Annotated in this window: 12 protein-coding genes and 1 tRNA gene; 3 read left to right on the forward strand and 10 right to left on the reverse strand. The window is 61.2% G+C overall.

The genetic code is table 11. The annotated features are described in order from the left end of the window. Positions 1 to 79 precede the first annotated feature (79 nt). A complete protein-coding gene (locus ACODSK_RS08545) occupies positions 80 to 1,663 on the forward strand; it encodes an aldehyde dehydrogenase (NADP(+)) (RefSeq protein ID WP_489015355.1) in 1,584 nt (527 codons plus the stop codon). Positions 1,664 to 1,708: 45 nt separating this feature from the next. On the opposite strand, the gene ACODSK_RS08550 is transcribed toward ACODSK_RS08545, so the two are convergent. The 3 genes from ACODSK_RS08550 to ACODSK_RS08560 all read right to left on the reverse strand — a co-directional run bounded on the left by ACODSK_RS08550 (position 1,709) and on the right by ACODSK_RS08560 (position 3,643). After that, positions 1,709 to 2,467 carry a FadR/GntR family transcriptional regulator gene (locus tag ACODSK_RS08550; protein WP_489015357.1) on the reverse strand — a complete coding sequence of 253 codons (759 nt, stop codon included), beginning with the start codon at positions 2,465 to 2,467 and terminating at the stop codon, positions 1,709 to 1,711. A gap of 155 nt (positions 2,468 to 2,622) precedes the next feature. Then, positions 2,623 to 3,051 carry a hypothetical protein gene (locus ACODSK_RS08555; protein WP_489015359.1) on the reverse strand — a complete coding sequence of 143 codons (429 nt, stop codon included), beginning with the start codon at positions 3,049 to 3,051 and terminating at the stop codon, positions 2,623 to 2,625. Beyond that, positions 3,044 to 3,643: a nucleotidyltransferase domain-containing protein gene (locus ACODSK_RS08560; RefSeq protein ID WP_489015418.1), complete on the reverse strand. Its 600-nt coding sequence runs from the start codon at positions 3,641 to 3,643 to the stop codon at positions 3,044 to 3,046. The genes ACODSK_RS08555 and ACODSK_RS08560 overlap by 8 nt, the downstream gene beginning before the upstream one ends. Positions 3,644 to 4,509: 866 nt before the next feature. Here ACODSK_RS08560 and ACODSK_RS08565 point away from each other — a divergent pair. Beyond that, a complete protein-coding gene (locus ACODSK_RS08565; protein WP_489015360.1) occupies positions 4,510 to 5,250 on the forward strand; it encodes a hypothetical protein in 741 nt (246 codons plus the stop codon). A 2-nt stretch (positions 5,251 to 5,252) separates the two neighbouring features. Here the strand turns inward: ACODSK_RS08565 and ACODSK_RS08570 are convergent, their stop codons facing one another. The 6 genes from ACODSK_RS08570 to rpsU all read right to left on the reverse strand — a co-directional run bounded on the left by ACODSK_RS08570 (position 5,253) and on the right by rpsU (position 14,339). Then, the gene (locus ACODSK_RS08570; RefSeq protein WP_489015361.1) at positions 5,253 to 5,636 is read right to left on the reverse strand and encodes a hypothetical protein; all 384 of its coding nucleotides are present in this window, start codon (positions 5,634 to 5,636) and stop codon (positions 5,253 to 5,255) included. Between the two features lie 283 nt (positions 5,637 to 5,919). Next, positions 5,920 to 5,996 (reverse strand) — tRNA-Ile (locus ACODSK_RS08575). A 13-nt stretch (positions 5,997 to 6,009) separates the two neighbouring features. Continuing rightward, complete coding sequence (locus tag ACODSK_RS08580; protein ID WP_489015362.1) at positions 6,010 to 9,753, reverse strand: bifunctional diguanylate cyclase/phosphodiesterase; 3,744 nt, start codon at positions 9,751 to 9,753, stop codon at positions 6,010 to 6,012. Positions 9,754 to 9,879: 126 nt separating this feature from the next. After that, entirely contained in the window at positions 9,880 to 11,730 is a 1,851-nt protein-coding gene (gene rpoD / locus ACODSK_RS08585; protein ID WP_489015363.1) for an RNA polymerase sigma factor RpoD, read from the reverse strand. A 67-nt stretch (positions 11,731 to 11,797) separates the two neighbouring features. Next, the gene (gene dnaG, locus ACODSK_RS08590) at positions 11,798 to 13,801 is read right to left on the reverse strand and encodes a DNA primase (protein ID WP_489015364.1); all 2,004 of its coding nucleotides are present in this window, start codon (positions 13,799 to 13,801) and stop codon (positions 11,798 to 11,800) included. Between the two features lie 322 nt (positions 13,802 to 14,123). Next, positions 14,124 to 14,339 (reverse strand): 30S ribosomal protein S21, encoded by a 216-nt coding sequence (gene rpsU / locus ACODSK_RS08595; protein WP_002551877.1) that lies wholly within the window; start codon positions 14,337 to 14,339, stop codon positions 14,124 to 14,126. Between the two features lie 202 nt (positions 14,340 to 14,541). Between rpsU and tsaD the strand changes: the two genes are divergently transcribed. After that, positions 14,542 to 15,567, forward strand: coding sequence for a tRNA (adenosine(37)-N6)-threonylcarbamoyltransferase complex transferase subunit TsaD (gene tsaD / locus ACODSK_RS08600; RefSeq protein WP_489015365.1), 1,026 nt, complete (start codon positions 14,542 to 14,544; stop codon positions 15,565 to 15,567). Here tsaD and plsY read toward each other — a convergent pair. Then, the gene (gene plsY, locus ACODSK_RS08605) at positions 15,564 to 16,133 is read right to left on the reverse strand and encodes a glycerol-3-phosphate 1-O-acyltransferase PlsY (protein WP_489015366.1); all 570 of its coding nucleotides are present in this window, start codon (positions 16,131 to 16,133) and stop codon (positions 15,564 to 15,566) included. The two genes, tsaD and plsY, sit on opposite strands and share 4 nt — an antisense overlap. Between the last annotated feature and the right edge of the window lie 35 nt (positions 16,134 to 16,168).

Here is a 16,168-nt window from a genome sequence, read left to right on the forward strand (position 1 = left end):
GCACCTCAATCCCTGTGGGAGCTGGCTTGCCAGCGATTGCAGCTCCCACTGATTCAACCTTGTCCACAGGAGCCCCGAAATGCCAGAGATCCTCGGCCACAACTTCATCGCCGGCCAGCGTAGCGCTGCCGGTTCGCAGCGCCTGCAAAGCCTCGACGCCACCACCGGCGAAGCCCTGCCGTACAGCTTCGCCCAGGCCACCGAAAGCGAAGTGGACCAGGCCGCCCAGGCGGCTGCCGCTGCCTTCGCCGAATTCCGCCAACTGGCCCCGGCCCGTCGTGCCGAGTTCCTTGATGCCATCGCCGCCGAGCTGGACGAACTGGATGACGCTTTCGTCGCCATCGTCTGCCGCGAAACCGCACTGCCCGCCGCCCGTATCCAGGGCGAGCGTGGTCGTACCAGCGGTCAGATGCGTCTGTTCGCCCAGGTCCTGCGTCGTGGTGATTTCCTCGGTGCGCGTATCGACCTGCCGCTGCCTGATCGCCAGCCGCTGCCGCGGGTGGATATCCGCCAGATGCGTATCGGCGTCGGCCCGGTCGCGGTGTTCGGTGCGAGCAACTTCCCGCTGGCCTTCTCGACTGCCGGTGGTGACACCGCAGCGGCCCTGGCTGCCGGCTGCCCGGTAGTGTTCAAGGCCCACAGCGGCCACATGGCTACCGCCGATCTGGTCGGTTGCGCCATCCAGCGCGCCGCCGAACGTACCGGCATGCCGAAAGGCGTGTTCAACATGGTCTTCGGTGGTGGTGTCGGCGAGTGGCTGGTCAAGCACCCGGCGATTCAGGCGGTCGGCTTTACCGGTTCGCTGAAAGGTGGTGATGCCCTGTGCCGCATGGCCGCAGAGCGTCCACAGCCGATTCCGGTGTTCGCCGAGATGTCCAGCATCAACCCGGTGATCATCCTGCCGGCGGCCCTGGCCAAGCGTGGCGAGGCCATTGCTCGTGAACTGGCTGGTTCGGTGTGCATGGGCGCCGGTCAGTTCTGCACCAACCCGGGCCTGGTCATCGGCCTGCAATCGCCGCAGTTCAGCCAGTTGCTGGCTGATGTGGGTGGCCATCTGGATCAGCAGGCCGGGCAGACCATGCTCAACGCTGGCGGGCTGCGCAGCTATGTTGGTGGTCTGGAGCATCTTCAGGCGCACGATGGCATCCAGCACCTGGCCGGTCAGGCGCAAGAGGGCAGCCAGGCCCGTGCCCAGCTGTTCAAGGCGGACGCCCGTCTGCTGGTGGAGTCCGATCCGCTGTTGCAGGAAGAAGTCTTCGGTCCGACCACCGTTGCCGTCGAAGTTTCTGACAACGAGCAACTGCGCAGTGCGCTGCTGGGCCTGCGCGGCCAGTTGACCGCCACCCTGATCGGCGAGCCGGAAGACCTGGAAGCCTTCGCCTGGCTGGTGCCGCTGCTGGAAGAGAAGGTTGGCCGGATCCTGATCAACGGCTACCCGACCGGTGTGGAAGTTTGCGATGCCATGGTCCACGGCGGTCCGTACCCGGCCACCTCCGATGCTCGCGGTACTTCGGTGGGCACCCTGGCCATCGACCGCTTCCTGCGCCCGGTGTGCTACCAGAACTACCCGCAATCGCTGCTGCCGCAAGCGCTGCGCGACGCCAACCCGCTGGGGCTGCGTCGTCTGGTCAACGGTCAGTGGAGTGATGGCGCGATCGCGTGATCCTGCCGTAAAGAACAAGCCCCGCAATTGCGGGGCTTGTTCGTTTCAGGCGGTCTGGCTTTGCTGCTGTTCGGCGTCTTCGTGGGCCTGGCGCAGGCGCTCGCGGCTGTTGCTCAAGTGCATGCGCATGGCCATCTTCGCGCCTTCGCTGTCGCGGCGGGCGATGGCTTCGTAGATCGCCTCGTGCTCGTGACGCAGGCGGCCGAGGTAGTGGGACTGGTCGTCATGGGCCAGGTGCGCCGAATTCAGCCGGGTGCGCGGAATGATGCTGGTGCCCAGGTGGTTGATGATGTCGGCGAAGTAGTGGTTGCCGCTGGCCTGGGCGATCTGCAGGTGGAACTGGAAGTCCGCCGACACCGCGTCCGAGGCATGGGCGGCGCTCTCGTTCAGCTCATCCAGAGCCGCGCGCATACCGGCCAGGGCCTCGTCGCTGCGCCGCTGTGCGGCCAGGCCGGCCGATTCCACTTCCAGGGCGATACGCAACTCGAGGACCGCGAGGACTTCACGCAGGGTCACGATGGTTGCCGGATCGATGCGGAAGCTGCCGCCGCTGGGCTGGTCGAGCACGAAGGTGCCGATGCCGTGGCGGGTTTCCACCTGGCCGGAGGCCTGCAAGCGCGAGATGGCTTCGCGTACCACCGTGCGGCTCACGCCTTCCTCGGCCATGATCTGCGACTCGGTGGGAAGCTTGTCGCCGCGCTTCAATTGCCCGCTACGAATCCGCTCGGTCAGCACCGCGACCAGTTCCTGGGCCAGGCTACGCGGCTTGCGCCGGCCCCGCACCTGTACCTGCTGCTCTGTCATGCCTGTGTCGTTCATGTTGAAAAATAACCGTCATCATAGCTGATGCGGTTGTACGATCACATGGGCGGAGTGGGGAAAAGGGTAAAGAAAAATGAGGGTAGGACCAAGAGTCTGACTTGGTCCCAATTAGGGATCTTTAGGTCCCAAAAAAGGACCTATTGGGGCGAGACCATTGCCTGGTAGGTAGCGACCTGAAGTTTGGCTGTGGCTGCTATCAGCTCTGCTAGCAGATTCTCGTCCTCATCCATGTAGCCTTCATATTCCGCGAGGTTTCTTCGTTCGTGACAAAGCGCAAACAGGCGCACAGCAGCTTTGTCCAATGCCAGGGTATGACAGAGGCATTGAAAGACCAGATAGCGCCGATCAGAGCGGTATCCCTGGAGGCGCAAGGCAACAAGCGCCAATGCATGGGCCGAGTTGTAGGCGAGATCGAAACGGCTGGAAAACGATAGTCCTGATGCCTGGGCGTCCTTCAGGCGGTCGGTCGCTGATCTGAACAGACCCTCACATTCCTTGATGTCGTGCGGCTCAGCCTTGAGGCCTCCGGAGCGAACGAGGTTCTCCAGGCTGTCGTTGCTACCCATGTACGGCAACTTCCGGATCGTGTCCTACCAGTTCGATTTTTTCCTGCTCTGCTACTCGCAATACAAAGCTGTTTCCGGCGGCTTTCTTTTTCTCCCAGTCCGCAGGGGTATACAGCGTCGGGTTGATGGTTCTACCCAGACGTTCCTCGACGGGTAGCAAGCGCTCCATCACATCGCCGTAAACAAGGCCGTCACCGATCAGCATCAGATCCACATCACTACCTGCATGATCACTGCCTTTTGCAATGGAGCCATACACGAAGGCCCAGACCAGTTGCCCGGCAAGCGGCTCCAGCGTCATGCGCAACTGTTCGGCAATGCCAAAGGTCTTGCGCACGATGCCCAGAAGTTCGGCATGAATCGGGCAATCCGGATTGGCTTGGTAATGCGTTTGGTTGCCCTGGCGTTTCAGGGTCAGGATGCCGGACTGATGGAGGCGTTCCAGTTCGCGAAGGAGGCCGCCTTTACCCACCTGTGCCCAGCGGGAAATTTCGTTGGTGTAGAAGCTTTGGTCCGGCTTGCCGTAAAGCAGGCTCAGGATTTTTTGCTGCGTAGTGGAGAACAGGACAGCGCTGAGTGATATGGCTGGCATGAACGTCTCAAGAGGTCTCAAAAAAGGAACGATAGGTCCTGTTTTGGGGGCTTTCAAGTCATGGCTTTCGCAATTCCTCATCAAGGCTCCGAATCCCTCCACCATCTCGGCAAAAATGTCACGTTTCACAAGAGTTCCTCATGCACAGTTCGACTACGAAGGAAAATGAGCGGTGGGGAACAGCTTCCTCCATAAGCGGCGAGCGATTAAGAGGACGACGTCTGACGTGAAGGTAGGATCGGTCTGGCTTTTCTTACGCCCATAAAAAAGCCGCGCATTCGCGCGGCTTCGGCGTATCTGGTGGGCCCACACGGAAAAGGATCATGAGCCCGAGAAGAACGCCCATGGTCGTTGGTAAAACTCAGCATCTAGCTGATTTTATTGGATATTGAAATTTATTGAGGCGCGATATCCGATCCCGGTGTGGACGTGATGTGGACGCTCAGAACTGTACCACCCTTCACACCTTTTCAATTCCTTGCACACCGTGCAATGCCTCTCGCCTGCCCAGGGCCCACGGGGGGGCTGATCCGCGCCCCCGTTTCATCGCACCTGATTTTTGCATTTTTTCTGATGCAAAGCGCGTCGGCGGGAGGGGGATAAGTGATTTTTCGTGCAGTTTTTTTCTCGCGCTGAAGATTTCCCTCGCCGACACTGAGTGGCGTTGGGGCGCGGTTGCGGCACTAGCAACTCAGTATATGCTTGAGCAGCAGATATAGAGGGGGATCGAAAAGCTATTCGAAGCGCACCGTTTTGATGATATGGCTTAGCATAAATTTTGGCATTAATAAAATAATCAGGGGTCGTCAATGTTTCTAACTAAAAGTTGTAGGCGGGAGTTTAATGTAAGGAATAGTGGAACATTGATGCTGGGGACACTTCATGAGTACAGAGAAACTGAAGAAGACCAAATAGCGGATAGGAATGAAGGGGAACTGATTTTTGAGCTTGAGTTTAACGGAGAGGTAAATATACCGGTTCATTGGTTCAATGCATTCACCAATGGCGCGATTCTAATTCCCGTAGAGCCGTTTCCGCGGTTCCCTGGACACACAAGCGCCATGTTCGAACGGCTGGAAATTCTAAAAGCTAATAGAACGTCTGTGACTGTTTGCAATACTAAAGCATTGATCCATCGTCAATCTCTTAACAGCTTCGTGTATTGCATGTCTGCGGTTGCGCAGCCGGATCAATGCAAGGGAATTTTCCAGGGATATGATGATTATTGGCACATTGATGCGAAACATGTTGGTAACTTCTCACGTGGAATGTGCCAGGCTTTGAGGACCAAGATTCAAGACGGGCGTGAGAGAAATGAACATATTGTCCCTCCCGAAATTAATTTTAACAATTTAATTATACATGTTATGGCGGACCACGTTAAGTATATTCCAAGGAGCTATGAATTCACTAACGCCAATCAGCAGGAGATGGAAGAATTTTTTAGGAGGATGGCATATATGGCATTTATAAAGCCCCCGGAGAAATTTTCGCACGAGAAGGAGTTCCGATTTGAGTTTGCAATGTCGTATGAGGATGAGTATGTTGAGCCGCTGATGAAGAATGTGATATTGAACTCTAGGTTTTTAGAGCAGTATTTACTCTAGATCTATCCTGGGATTGTTATGGGCTTCATGACTCCTGAGAACTTCCGGGCGGCTAGTTGATAGGCTGCAAATGCAGCAGCGTTGTTTGGAACTGGGCTTGAAGCATGGGTGTGGCTTGCGATCTGATCGTTCATTTGTTCAACCAGGTCCAGCAGGTCGCACAGCACCTGTAGCACGTTCACCCCTTCGAACCCCAGCCAGGTCTTCGGCGCGATGCTCCGTCGAATGCCCTGGATGCGCTCCTGCAGGTCGCCGCCGACCGTGGTGTTCAGCTTCTGCCCGACCACCAGGTTCAGATCCCGTCCAGTCGCCTGGTGCAGGTCGTCGATCGCCGCCAGGCTGGCCGCTCCGCCCGACAGCAGCTTGAGCGCGCCCAGGGCCTCCACTCGCGCTCGATCGTTTCCGCCCCTCTGACATAGCCAGTTCCCGCGTCGACGCGCTGCTGGGATGCTGTCAGACCTAGTCCTTTTCGGTGCTCGGGGCCAGGCCGTGCGGCATGAATTGCTGGATGAAGGGCTTATGCAGCAGGCCGTATCGAAGGGCAGCGGCTGCATGACTTGCTGCTTTCTTTGCAGCAGGGTGGACGTTTTGTGGGCATTTCAGTTCTGAGTGATCTCGTGAACTGATTCGCCAGAAACGCGAAAGCCGCGCAGTGCGCGGCTTTCAACCTGGTGGGCCCACACGGACTCGAACCGTGGACCAAAGGATTATGAGTCCTCTGCTCTAACCAACTGAGCTATAGGCCCCAGTGGTCGCGGATTATATCGAGGGATTCCAGGCAGTGCCATCCGAAAGATCGGAAAGTACTATGCGCAAAAACGACTCGGCGAAGGCGTTTGCCGGTAGCGGCAGACTGACGATGTAGCCCTGGATCTGTTCGCAGCCTTCGTCGGCGAGGAATTGTTGCTGGGCCTGGGTTTCCACGCCTTCGGCGATGACCGTGAGTTGCAGGCTGCGGCCGAGGGCGATGATGGCGCGGGCGATGGCGGCGTCGTTGGGGTCGTCGGGCAGGCCGCGGATGAAGGATTGGTCGATCTTGAGGATGTCCAGCGGCAGGCGCTTGAGGTAGCTGAGGGACGAGTAGCCGGTGCCGAAATCGTCGATCGCCAATTGCACGCCGAGGCGCTTGAGCTGGTGGAGGATCGCCAGGCCTTCTTCGGCCTGGCTCATGATGAAGTTCTCGGTGATCTCCAGTTGCAGGTCGCCGGCCTTGAGCTGGCAGCTTTTGAGCAACTGTTCGATGCGTCGCACCAGGCCCGGCTGGCGCAACTGGGCGCCGGCGAGGTTGACCGAGAGCGGGCCGAAGGCCTGGTATTGGCGTTTCCAGGCCTGCATCTGCCGGCAGGCATGCTCCAGCACCCAGTCGCCGAGCTGGAGGATCATGCCGTTTTCTTCCGCCAGGGGGATGAAGTGCTCGGGAGGGACGTCGCCGAAGGTCGGGTTGCTCCAGCGGATCAGCGCTTCGGCACCGACCAGGCGCTGGGTCTTCAGGCTCAGCTTGGGCTGAAAGTACAGGCGCAGTTCGTTGCGCTCGATGGCCCGGCGCAGTTCGTGTTCTAGGGCGATGCGCTCGCTGGCCTGGGCGGTTAGGTCGCGGGTGTAGGCTTCGACACGGTTGCGGCCCTTGGCCTTGGAGCGGTACATGGCCGCATCGGCGTTGCGGATCAGCGAGGCGACATCGGTACCGTCCTGTGGATAAAGGCTGATGCCAATGCTGGCGCTGGAGAAGAACTCGTGGTCGCCGGCCTGGAAGGGCGCGTTGAAGCAGGCCAGGACCTTCTGCGCGATATGCTCGGCGTCGCTGGCCTGATGCAGGCCGGGCAGGAGAATGATGAATTCGTCGCCGCCGAGGCGGGCGACGGTATCGATGTCCCGTACCTGTTCCTTGAGACGGTGGGCGATGGCCTTGAGCAGCAGGTCGCCGACCGGGTGGCCGAGGCTGTCGTTGATGTGCTTGAAGCGGTCCAGGTCAAGAAACAGCACCGCGCCCTGGCGGCTCGATGCCTGTGGACAACTCAGTGCGCCCTGCAGGCGGTTCTCGAACAGGGTGCGGTTGGGCAGGCCGGTGAGCGGGTCGTGGTGGGCCTGGTAGTCGAGCTTGGCCTGGGCGTGCTTGAGACTGGAGATATCGGCGAACACGGCGACGAAGTGGGTGGTGCCCAGTTCCGGGTTGCGCACGGCACTGATGGTCAGCCAGGCGGGATAGAGCTCGCCATTCTTGCGCCGGTTGAGGATCTCGCCCTGCCAGTGGCCATCGGCACTGAGCTGGTGCCACATGGCGGCGTAGAACGCGCTGTCGTGCTGGCCTGAGGCAAGCAGGCGCGGGGTGCGGCCAAGGGTCTCGGCCTCGCTGTAGCCGGTGATTTCGCTGAAGGCGCGGTTGACTGCGCTGATGCGTTGGTCGGTGTCGGTGATCAGTACGCCCTCGGCGGTGTTTTCGAAGACGGTGGCTGCCAGTTGCAGCTTTTCCTGCATCTGGTGACGGTCGGTGATGTCCCGGGCGATGGTCAGCATGCAGTCGGTGCCGCCAATCGGCAGCGGCCTGGCCGACAGCTCGCAGAGACGGATCTGACCGTCGGCACGGCGCAGGTTGCAGCTGTAGTCGCGTACGAAACCGTCTCGTTTAAGCAGTTCGAGCATCTCTCGGCGTTCGTTGAGGTCGACCCAGATTCCCAGGTCGATCGCGGTATGGTCGAGGGAGTTCTGCATTTCGAAGCCGGTCAGGCGGCAGAAGCCTTCGTTGACCTCCAGCAGCAGGCCATCGCTCTGCCGTGACAGCAGCATGCCGTCGGGAGAGGCATGGAAGGCCTTGGCGAATTTCTCTTCGGAAATCTGCAGTTGTTCCTGGGTTTCCTTGAGCTGGCTGATGTCGCGCACCGACACCACCAGCGCCGGGGTGCTTTCCAGGTCGAAGGACTCGGCGGAGATCAGGCCGGTGAACAATTGGCCGTTGCTGCGCCGGAAGGTCATTTCCAGGTTGCGCACGCTACCCCGTTGCAGGCGCTGCAGCAGGTTGGGGCCGATGCCGTCGATCCCCCAGATATTCAGCTCGGTGGCGGTGCGGCCAATGACCTGGGCCGGTGTGAGGCCGATCTGTTCCTCGAAGGTTTCGTTGATTTCCAGCAGGCAGCCATCGCTGAGGCGGGCGATGACCAGGATGTCCGGGCATTGATGGAACACCGAGGCGAACTTCTGTTCCGACAGGCGCAAGGCCTGTTCGGTGTGTTTGGCCTCGCTGATGTCGATCATCAGGCCGCGCATTACCGGGCGGTGCCCGTGTTCGATAAGGCTGACGATGTCGCGGATCCACAGGGTCCGGCCGTCGGCACGGATCACCCGGTAGTCGAGGCTGTGATCGCGACCGGCGGCGGTTTCCGCATCGCAGTAGGCCTGGGCCCACAGGGCGTCATCAGGGTGCAGGATGGAGCGCCAGAAACCAGGGGTGAGCCAGTCGCTCAAGGGATAGCCGAGCAGATCCTCGGCGTGGGGCGAGACATAGTTGTAGGTGAAGTCGTTGGCGTCGGCTTCCCAGGCAATGGCCGAGAGGCTCTCGACCAGGCCGCGATAGTGGTATTCGCTGCTGCGCAGTTCCTGTTCCAGGGCGATGCGTCGGGAAATTTCCGAGCTGAGGCGGCGATTGACGCGAATCACCGCCGCCAGGATCGCCACCAGGAACAGCACGCCGGGCAGACCGTAGAGCAACAGGTCGCGCCATAGCGGGCGCTGGTCGAGTACCTTGCCGACCCAGCGCTCCTGGATGCTGGCGATTTCTTCCGGGGTCATGTCCGCCAGCACCTTGTCGAGGATGCCGACAAGGACCTTGTTCTCCGGCGGCGTGCCCATGGCCAACTGATAGCGGTAGGGCGTTTCGCCGCTGACGTAGAGGCCTTCCAGTTTGAGTTCGCGCAGGCTCCAGACGCTTGAGGCCAGATCGCCGACCACCGCATCGACCTCATCGGTGGCCAGCGCCTGCAGCGCCGAACTGACGTTGGGCATGGCGACCAGGTTGAGGTCCGGATAATGGGTGCGCAGCAGTTCGTGGGGGGCGTAGTTCTCCACCACGGCGATCTTCAAGCCGTACAGGTCCTTGATCGTACTGGGATGCGGGCCGCCTTCGTGGGCGAGGATGACGATGGGGAAATCCAGGTAGGGGCGCGTGAAGGACAGGTAGGCCTGGCGCTCCGGCGTGGACATGGCTGCGGGCAGCAGGTCGAGTTGCTTGTTCTGCGCTTGTTCGAGCACCTGGGTCCAGTTGGCGGGTGCGCCGAGGACGAAGTTGATTCCCAGGCGTTCCCGGATCACGGCGATGTAGTCGGCGGCCAGTCCCTGGTAGCGGCCTTCCTGGTCCCGGTATTCGAAGGGTAGCCACGAAGCGTCAACGCCGAGGCGCAGGCTGGGGTGGGCATCGAGCCACGCCTGCTCTTCATCGGTCAGGGTCAAGGCGCCGGCCACGGCGCTCCAGAAAGGCAGGAGCGACAGTAGAAGGGCCGGCAATCTCGGCATAGCGGCCTCGTCGAACAAATGGATAGCTTCGAGTGTAGACGGGCATTCCGCCTTGAGGGCTGCGGTCGACCGGCAGTTTGCCGTTGCCGAAAAGAAAAACCCCGGCGGCTGCCGGGGTTCGTCTTGTTACTCGTCGAGGAAGGAGCGCAGATGCTCGCTTCGCGTCGGGTGGCGCAGCTTGCGCAGCGCCTTGGCTTCGATCTGACGGATCCGCTCGCGGGTCACGTCGAACTGCTTGCCGACTTCTTCGAGGGTGTGATCGGTGTTCATGTCGATACCGAAACGCATGCGCAGCACCTTGGCTTCGCGTGCGGTCAGGCCCGAGAGCACGTCACGGGTAGCTTCCTTGAGGCTTTCCACCGTGGCCACATCGATTGGCGACTGCATGGTCGAGTCCTCGATGAAGTCGCCCAGATGCGAGTCTTCGTCGTCACCGATCGGGGTTTCCATGGAGATCGGCTCTTTGGCGATCTTCAGTACCTTGCGGATCTTGTCCTCAGGCATTTCCATGCGCTCGCCCAGCTCTTCCGGGGTCGGTTCGCGACCCATTTCCTGGAGCATCTGCCGGGAAATGCGGTTGAGCTTGTTGATCGTCTCGATCATGTGCACCGGGATACGGATGGTGCGCGCCTGGTCGGCGATCGAGCGGGTGATCGCCTGGCGAATCCACCAGGTGGCGTAGGTCGAGAACTTGTAGCCGCGACGGTATTCGAACTTGTCCACCGCCTTCATCAGGCCGATGTTGCCTTCCTGGATCAGGTCGAGGAATTGCAGGCCGCGGTTGGTGTACTTCTTGGCGATCGAGATCACCAGACGCAGGTTGGCCTCGACCATTTCCTTCTTGGCGCGACGAGCCTTGGCTTCACCGATCGACATGCGACGGTTGATGTCCTTGATCTCGGCGATGGTCAGGCCGGTCTCGGCCTCGAGGTCGACCAGCTTCTGCTGGCAACGCACGATGTCGGCGTCCAGGCGACCCAGGGCTTCGGCCCACTTGGTGCTGCGCTTGGAGAGATCGCCGCTCCAGGTCATGTCGACTTCGTTGCTCGGGAACAGACGCAGGAAGTCGGCACGAGGCATGCGGGCATCACGAACGCACAGTTGCATGATGGCGCGTTCCTGGGCACGCAGGCGATCCAGGGCACCGCGCACGCGCTCGACCAGGGATTCGAACTGCTTCGGCACCAGCTTGATCGGCATGAACAGCTCGGCCAGGGCCAGCAGCTCGGCAACGCCTTGCTTGCTGTCGCGACCATGCTTTTTCAGGACCTTGACGGTGGCTTCCAGTTGCTCGGCGACGGCGCCGAAACGCTGGCGGGCGACTTCCGGATCGGGACCGCTTTCGGTCTCTTCCTCTTCGTCGCCGTTTTCGTCCTTTTCCTCGTCCTCGTCGTCACTCTCTTCTGCCGGGGCAGCCTTGGGGTCGACGGGCGGTGGCATCTCGGCCGGGGCCGCGATGCTGTCATCGGGATCGATATAGCCGCTCAGGACGTCCGACAGACGGCCGCCTTCAGCGGTAACGCGATCGTATTCACCGAGGATGTATTCGACGGTACCGGGGAAGTGGGCGATGGCGCTCATCACTTCGCGAATGCCTTCCTCGATCCGCTTGGCGATTTCGATCTCGCCTTCACGGGTCAGGAGTTCGACGGTACCCATTTCGCGCATGTACATGCGCACCGGGTCGGTGGTGCGACCGATGTCGGTTTCCACAGCCGCCAGCGCAGCGGCGGCTTCTTCGGCCGCGGCTTCGTCGGTGTCGGCTTCGGCCAACAAAAGGGCATCCGCATCCGGAGCACTCTCGAATACGTTGATCCCCATGTCGTTGATCATGCGGATGATGTCTTCCACCTGTTCCGGATCTGAAATATCCTCCGGCAGGTGGTCGTTGACCTCCGCGTAAGTCAGGTAGCCCTGCTCACGACCGCGGGTGATCAACTCTTTGATGCGAGACTGCTGTTGCGCTTTTCCGGACATAACACCCTATCCACTGAAGGTCTTGGCGGGCAAAAAACAAGCCGAGGATTATACCCGAGCATGGACCTCACGCGCCAGTTGAGGTCGGGGTTTGTGCGGGAACATTGCGACTCAGGAGGTCGCGCAGCTGATTTTTTTCCTCTGCGCTCAATTCGCTCTGACGTGCTTTCCGGAGCAGATGTTCCAGGCTGCGCTCGCGTTGGCGAGCGGACAAGCTAGTTATAGTGTCGAAAAACTGTTGTTCAAGGTTGTCGGCATCGATCAGCCATTCCTTTTCCGCCAGCGCCCGCAGCAGACGGCCCTGCTCGGTACCGTGCCAGCGCGCGATCAACTGTAGTGAGCGTAGCTCAGGATTCTTTTGCAGGGCCTCCAGCAGTGCCACCAGCAACTGGGCGTAGACGTGCTCTTCGTCGGCGAAGTGGCTGGCGTCCTCGACCTTGCGCGCCAGTGCCGGGTGGTGCAGCAGGGTGCGCAGGGCGCTGAGCGTCGGCGGTTCGACCGAGGTCGGCACCCGTGGTGGATGATTCTGCTGCTGGCCGTTGCGATCCCAGGGCTTGCCCTTGCCGCCTTTCTTGTCCCACGGCTTGCCGTCCCACTTCTTCTTCTGCTGGCCGCCACCCTGCTGTGGTGTCCACTGTTGCTGCGCCTGCGCCTGCGGCTGGAAATGTTCCGCGTGGTGGAAGTCGCTGTAGTCCGGGCTGTAGTCGGGAATCGCATCGTAGTCGATGCCCGGGTCGTAGGCCGGCGGCGGGGTTTCCCGCGGCGCACTCTGGGCCAGTTGCTCGACCTGCTGATTGTCCAGGCCGGTGATTTCCTTCAGGCGGTTGCGCATCAGCGCGCGCAGGTTGGCACCCGGGACCTTGTCGATCAGCGGCGCGGCCAGGGTGGCCATGTGCGCCTTGCCTTCCAGCGAGCGCGGGTCGGCTTCCTCGGTGAGTTGCTGGAAGAAGTAGTCGGCCAGGGGCTGCGCATGCTGGTTGATGCGGGCACGGAAGGCGTCGGTGCCTTCGGCGCGGACCAGGGTGTCCGGGTCCTCGCCCTCGGGGAGGAACAGGAAGCGCGCCTTGCGCCCATCCTGCAGACTCGACAGCGTGGCCTCCAGCGCTCGCCAGGCGGCGTTGCGGCCGGCCTGGTCGCCGTCGAAGCAGAACAGCACGCTGGGCACCACGCGGAACAGGCGCTTGAGGTGTTCCTCGCTGGTCGCCGTGCCCAGGGTCGCCACCGCATTGCGCAGGCCCTGCTGAGCCAGGGCGATGACATCCATGTAGCCCTCGACGACGATGATCTCGTCGAGGTTGCGATTGAACTTGCGCGCCTCGTACAGCCCGTACAGCTCCTGGCCCTTGTGAAACACCGGGGTTTCCGGGGAGTTCAGGTACTTGGGCTTGTCGTCGCCCAGTACCCGGCCACCGAAGGCGATGACCCGGCCGCGGCTGTCGCGGATCGGGAACATCACCCGGTCGCGGAAGCGGTCGTAGCGCTTGCCGCTTTCGGCGTTCTCGATCAGCAGGCCGGCGTCGATCATGGCCTTTTGCTGCAGATTGTCGCTGCTCAGGTGCTTGAACAGGTTGTCCCAGCCCGGCGGGGCAAAGCCCAGGCCGAAATCACGGGCGATTTCCCCGGACAGTCCACGACCTTTGAGGTACTCCACGGCGGCCTTGCGGGTCGGGTGGCTTTTCAGGGCCTGGCGATAGAACTCGGCGGCGGCGGTAAGCAGCGGATAGAGCGGCGAGTCGGTGGGTTGGCGCGGTGTGCGTCCGCGTCCGCCTTCCTCGCGGGGGATCTCCATGCCGGCGGCTTTCGCCAGTTCCTCGACCGCCTGGGGAAAGTCCAGGTTGTCGTGGTCCATGATGAAGCCGAGGGCATTTCCGCCAGCGCCGCAGCCGAAGCAGTAATAGAACTGTTTGTCGGGACTGACGCTGAAGGACGGGGTCTTTTCCTTGTGGAACGGGCAGCAGGCGGTGAGGTTCTTGCCAGCTTTTTTCAGCTGCACGCGCGAACTCACCACATCGACGATATCGGTGCGGTTGAGAAGGTCGTCAATGAAACTCTGGGGAATCAGCCCGGCCATGGCTCTCTCGTCATCAGGCGATAATCAAGTCTATCGCTAATGCTGCGGGAACGACGGTGCATTCGAAACCAGGTCGAATGGCAGACGCAAGAAACGGAAAAGAAGATGTGCTCGTCGATAACCCGTGAGGGCCCGTCAGTGTGACGTGCACGACTGGCGATAAAGCCAGTTCTGACGATTGGGGCAGGCTGCCCGGGCTGGGAACCAGTCTGGGCGTCTCCGGCGATACGACAGGTGTCGTGGCTGGAGTGAACAGCTCAATCGACTGCCGGCAGCCCGGCTTTAGGCCGGGCGAGGCAGAAGCTTGCGTAGAACGTCTGTATCAGTACAGACGAACGGCGCGGCGCTGTTCGCGCTGAACTTTCTTGGCGTGACGCTTAACAGCAGCAGCTGCTTTGCGCTTACGCTCGGAAGTCGGCTTCTCGTAAAATTCGCGGCTACGAACTTCAGCCAGTACACCGGCTTTTTCGCAGGAGCGCTTGAAACGACGCAGAGCTACGTCGAAGGGTTCGTTCTCTTTAACTTTGACGGCTGGCATCCAGAGCTACCTTCATTCATTACCGGGGTCAACGAACTCGTGGCAGAAAATGTGCACTGGAGTACGTCGGTTTTTAAGGGTTGCGGATGTTAACTCTTAGCCAGCCGGAATGCAAAGCCTCTGATCGAAAACCGCTGGTCGGCACCGGGAGCGAGGACTATCATGCGCGCCTTCGAATTCAGCCTCGACAAGGCAAGAACCCATGCTAGTACTGGGATTGGAAACATCCTGCGATGAAACCGGCGTCGCCCTCTACGACAGCGAGCGCGGCCTGCTGGCCGACGCGCTGTTCAGCCAGATCGACCTGCACCGCGTCTACGGCGGCGTGGTGCCGGAGCTCGCCTCCCGCGACCACGTCAAGCGCATGCTGCCGCTGATCCGCCAGGTCCTGACCGAGGCCGACTGCGTCGCCACCGATATCGATGCCATTGCCTACACCGCCGGTCCCGGCCTGGTCGGCGCCTTGCTGGTCGGCGCGTCGTGCGCCCAGGCCCTGGCGTTCGCCTGGGGCATCCCGGCGCTGGGCGTGCATCATATGGAAGGTCACCTGCTGGCGCCAATGCTCGAAGAGCAGCCGCCGGAGTTTCCGTTCGTCGCCTTGCTGGTTTCCGGCGGGCATACGCAATTGGTTCGCGTCGATGGCATCGGTCGCTACGAACTGCTCGGCGAGTCGCTGGACGACGCCGCCGGCGAGGCCTTCGACAAGACCGCCAAGCTGATCGGCCTGCCTTATCCCGGTGGTCCGGAAATCGCCCGTCTGGCAACCCAGGGTGTGCCGGGGCGCTTCACCTTCCCGCGGCCGATGACCGATCGTCCCGGCCTGGATTTCAGCTTCAGTGGCCTGAAGACCTTCGCTCTGAACACCTGGCAGCAGTGCAAAAGTGCTGGGGACGACGGAGAACAGACTCGCAGCGACATCTCTCTGGCCTTCCAGCAGGCGGTGGTGGAGACTCTCACCATCAAATGCCGTCGCGCCCTCAAGCAGACTGGCCTCAAGCGTCTGGTGATCGCCGGTGGCGTGAGTGCCAACAAGGCGCTGCGGGCTTCGCTGGAAGAAATGACTGCCGGACTCAAGGGCAATGTCTTCTACGCTCGCCCGAAGTTCTGCACTGATAACGGTGCGATGATTGCCTACGCCGGTTGCCAGCGCCTCGCCGCCGGTCAGCAGGAAACCCTGGCGATCAGCGTGCAGGCGCGCTGGCCGATGGAAACCTTGCAGGCGATTTAAAAGTGACGCTCGCGTCCGGCGAACAGATCGCGCAGGTTGCCGCGATGACGCCAGACGATGAGCAGGGTCAGCAGGGTCATCGGCAGCAGCGCTTCCGGCTCGCGCCAGGCCAGCAATGGCAGGGTCAGCGGCGTGGCGATCAGCGCCGCCAGCGAACTGGTACGGGTGAGGTAGAAGGTCAGCAGCCAACTGGTGATGGCCAGCAGGGCGGCCGGGGGATACAGGCCGAGGAGCATGCCGGCGGCGGTGGCGACGCCCTTGCCGCCGCGGAAGCGGAAGTACAGTGGAAACAGATGGCCGAGTACCGCGCAGAGGCCGATCCAGGCCTGTTGCTGCTGGTCCAGGCCAGCCAGTTTGGCCAGCAGGACTGGCACCAGGCCCTTGCACAGGTCGCCGAGCAGGGTCAGGATCGCCAGTTTGCGCCCCGCCAGGCGCAGCATGTTGGTGGCACCGGCGTTGCCCGAGCCGCTCATGCGCGGGTCGGGGCTGCCGTTGAGGCGGCTGAGGACGATGGCGAAGGACAGAGAGCCAAGCAGGTAGGCGAACATCGCCAGTAACCAAAACATGCTAACTATTCCGGGCAAGGACGCCCCTGATTCTA

It is taken from the genome of Pseudomonas sp. FG98, from assembly GCF_057808595.1.